Source organism: Leifsonia sp. (assembly GCF_051955155.1).
Classification (GTDB): domain Bacteria; phylum Actinomycetota; class Actinomycetes; order Actinomycetales; family Microbacteriaceae; genus Leifsonia.
On the sequence record NZ_JBQCGZ010000150.1, the window covers coordinates 1 to 3,181 of the forward strand.

Annotated in this window: 3 protein-coding genes; all 3 read left to right on the forward strand. The window is 71.4% G+C overall.

Annotated features, from left to right (window positions below; all coding sequences use genetic code 11):
- Positions 1–741: alpha,alpha-trehalose-phosphate synthase (UDP-forming) (locus tag ACTHMF_RS16390; protein WP_440319057.1), on the forward strand; the 741-nt coding region annotated here is incomplete at its 5' end.
- Between the two features lie 18 nt (positions 742–759).
- Complete coding sequence (gene otsB, locus ACTHMF_RS16395; RefSeq protein ID WP_440319059.1) at positions 760–1,566, forward strand: trehalose-phosphatase; 807 nt, start codon at positions 760–762, stop codon at positions 1,564–1,566.
- A 76-nt stretch (positions 1,567–1,642) separates the two neighbouring features.
- The coding region (ilvD, locus tag ACTHMF_RS16400) for a dihydroxy-acid dehydratase (RefSeq protein WP_440319060.1) at positions 1,643–3,181 on the forward strand (1,539 nt) is incomplete at its 3' end.

The window sequence follows — 3,181 nt, forward strand, 5'->3', positions numbered from 1 at the left end:
CCGAGCCCCTGGGCCGCCGTGCTGCCCCGGGCGCCCCCCCGCCGCCGGGATTGCCGGGGGGGGGAGATGGCGCGGGGGCGGGCGCGCGGCCCCCCCGACACTTTAATGCGCGGCGCCCCCCGGCTCGACTACACCAAGGGCATCGGCCACCGGCTGAAGGCGTTCGGCGAGCTGCTGGAGGACGGCAGGCTCGACGTGGAGAACGTGACGCTGGTGCAGGTCGCGAGCCCGAGCCGCGAGCGCGTGGAGACCTACCGCCAGCTGCGCGACGAGATCGAGCTGACGGTCGGCCGCATCAACGGCGACTACGCGACCCTCGGTCACACCGCCGTCGCGTACCTGCACCACGGCTACCCGCGCGAGGAGATGGTCGCGCTGTACCTGGCCGCCGATGTCATGCTCGTCACGGCGCTGCGGGACGGGATGAACCTGGTGGCGAAGGAGTACGTCGCCAGCCGCGTCGACGAGGACGGCGTGCTCGTGCTGAGCGAGTTCGCCGGTGCCTCCGACGAGCTGCGCCAGGCGCTCCTGATCAACCCGCACGACATCGAGGGCCTCAAGGACACGATCGTGCAGGCCGTGAGCATGCCCAAGCGCGACCGCACCCGCCGGATGCGCGCCCTGCGGAAGAAGGTGCTGACGAACGACGTCGCGCGCTGGTCGGCCGCCTTCCTCGACGCGCTGACCCGCAGCGCCCACGGCGACCACCCGCTGCAGAACCCGCCGGTCAACCGCCGCTGATCCACCGAGACGAGAACGATGCCCAGCTCTGCCCTGCCCCAGCCTCCCGCGTCCGCCATCGCCCTGGCGGAGGCGGTCCGCGAGCTCGCCGCCGCCGACCGGCTCCTGCTCGCGCTCGATTTCGACGGAACTCTCGCGCCGCTCGTCGACACTCCTCAGGCGGCGCGTGCGCTGCCGGAGGCGAAGGCCGCCCTCGACCGCCTGGAGCGCCTGCCCGACACGTGGGTCGCCTACGTCTCCGGCCGTCCGCTCGCCGGCCTCGAGGAGGTCACCGAAGCGGACGCGGACGCGCTGCTGATCGGCTCGCACGGCGTCGAGGTGCGCTTCGGCAGGGACGGCGTCTCGCTCGACCTCGACGAGGGCGAGCGGGAGACCCTCCGGCGTCTCGGCGCGGTGCTGCGTCCCCTCGTCGAGGAGACGCCGGACGCCAAGCTCGAGGTCAAGCCAGTCGGCTTCGGCGTGCACTACCGCCTCCTGGAGCCGGAGGCCGGACGAGCGCTCGTGGCCCGCGCGTACGAGGCCGCCGCCTCGGTGAGCGGAGAACTGACGATCCGGGACGGCAAGGACATCATCGAGTTCTCGATCCGCGGCGCGAACAAGGGCGAGGGCATCGAGCGCCTGCGCGAGTACACCGGGGCGACCGCTGTGCTGTTCGCCGGCGACGACGTCACGGACGAGGACGGCTTCGCGGTGCTCCGGCCGCGCGACGGCGACGTCGGCATCAAGGTCGGCGACGGCGAAACGGCGGCGCAGTACCGCGTCGCGGACGAGCGCGCGATCGCCACCGTGCTCACCCTCCTCGCCCAGGCCCGCTCCGCGCGCTGACCGGCCTCGCGCCCGTGCGAGGGCCGAGGAAGGCGGCAGGCGCTCCGGGGCATGCGGGAGGTTCTAGAGTTGTCCCATGCCTGAGATCGATTGGAAGCCGCGTTCGCGCGTCGTCACGGACGGGATCGAAGCCACCACCAGCCGCGGGATGCTCCGCGCGGTCGGCATGGGGGACGAGGACTGGGAGAAGCCGCAGATCGGCATCGCCAGCTCCTGGAACGAGATCACCCCGTGCAACCTCTCGCTCGACCGCCTCGCGCAGGGCGCGAAGGAGGGCGTGCACTCCGGCGGCGGCTACCCGCTGCAGTTCGGCACCATCTCGGTCTCCGACGGCATCTCGATGGGCCACGAGGGGATGCACTTCTCGCTGGTCTCGCGCGAGGTCATCGCCGACTCCGTCGAGACGGTCATGATGGCGGAGCGGCTGGACGGCACCGTCCTGCTCGCCGGCTGCGACAAGTCGCTGCCCGGCATGCTGATGGCGGCGGCCCGGCTCGACCTCTCGGCCGTCTTCCTCTACGCGGGCTCCATCGCGCCGGGCTGGGTGAAGCTCTCGGACGGCACCGAGAAGGACGTCACGATCATCGACTCCTTCGAGGCGGTCGGCGCGTGCAAGGCCGGCAAGATGAGCGAGGAGGACCTCAAGCGCATCGAGTGCGCGATCGCCCCGGGCGAGGGCGCCTGCGGCGGCATGTACACCGCGAACACCATGGCCTCCGTGGCCGAGGCGCTCGGGATGAGCCTGCCGGGCTCCGCGGCCCCGCCCTCGGCCGACCGCCGCCGCGACTACTTCGCGCACCGCTCGGGCGAGGCGGTCGTCAACCTGCTCAAGCAGGGGATCACGGCCCGCGACATCCTCACCAAGAAGGCGTTCGAGAACGCGATCGCCGTCGCGATGGCCTTCGGCGGCTCGACCAACGTCGTCCTGCACCTGCTCGCGATCGCCAACGAGGCCGAGGTGGAGCTGACGATCGACGACTTCAACCGGATCGGCGACAAGGTGCCGCACATCGGCGACCTCAAGCCGTTCGGCAAGTACGTCATGAACGACGTGGACCGCCACGGCGGCGTCCCGGTCGTCATGAAGGCGCTGCTCGACGCCGGCCTGCTGCACGGCGACTGCCTGACGGTCACCGGCAAGACGGTCGCGGAGAACCTCGCGGAGATCAACCCGCCCGCGCCGGACGGCAACGTCATGCGCTCGCTCGACAACCCGATCCACCCGACCGGCGGCCTCACCATCCTCAAGGGCTCGCTCGCGCCGGAGGGCGCCGTCGTCAAGACGGCCGGTTTCGACGCCGACGTGTTCGAGGGCCCCGCCCGCGTGTTCGAGCGCGAGCGCGCGGCGATGGACGCCCTCACCGAGGGCCGCATCAATGCGGGCGACGTCGTCATCATCCGCTACGAGGGCCCCAAGGGCGGCCCCGGCATGCGCGAGATGCTCGCGATCACCGCCGCCATCAAGGGCGCGGGGCTCGGCAAGGATGTACTACTATTGACGGACGGACGATTCTCAGGCGGCACAACCGGCCTGTGCATCGGCCACATAGCACCCGAAGCGGTGGACGCAGGTCCCATCGCCTTCGTGCGCGATGGTGATCTGATACGGGTCGAT